Below are 512 nucleotides of genomic sequence, written 5' to 3'. Positions count from 1 at the left end.
GGACCTCGCCTACATGTACCTTGCCAAGCAGCAGCATGCAAAGGCGGCTCTGGCCGATACCGCCACCCATGGTCAAGGGCAACGAGCCATCCAGCAGCATTTTGTGGAAGGGGAGTTCCGCGCGTTCCGGGCAGCCGGCTTCCGCCAGCTGGCGGCGCATAGCATCGGCGTCAACACGGATACCCATGCTGGACAGTTCCAGCGCACAGCCCAACGGTTTGTGCCAGAACAAAATATCACAGTTCAAAGTCCAGTCATCATAGTCGGGAGCGCGGCCGTCATGAGGTTTTCCGCTTTTCAGTTTGCCGCCAATCTGCATGATGCAGACGGTGCCGTGTTCTTTGGCAAAGGCGTTTTCCCGCTCTTTAGGGGTTAGACCGGGATACATGTCTTCCAGCTCCTGGGTGGTAATAAAGGTCACTTCGCGGGTCAGATGGATTTTTTTCAGAGCAGGGAATTTCCAGCGCAGTTCGTCAGATGTGGCGCAAACTGCATCCACAATATCGCGCACG

General features: G+C 56.2%; 1 pseudogene. It reads right to left on the bottom strand.

Features of this window, described 5'->3' with window-relative positions:
• Nucleotides 1-512: pseudogene (locus H6B10_RS15200) on the bottom strand (aspartate--ammonia ligase); the annotation flags it as partial.

The sequence above is a fragment of the Gemmiger formicilis genome, assembly GCF_016901605.1.
Lineage (GTDB): Bacteria > Bacillota > Clostridia > Oscillospirales > Ruminococcaceae > Gemmiger > Gemmiger formicilis_B.
This window is presented reverse-complemented; position numbering and strand designations above follow the sequence as displayed.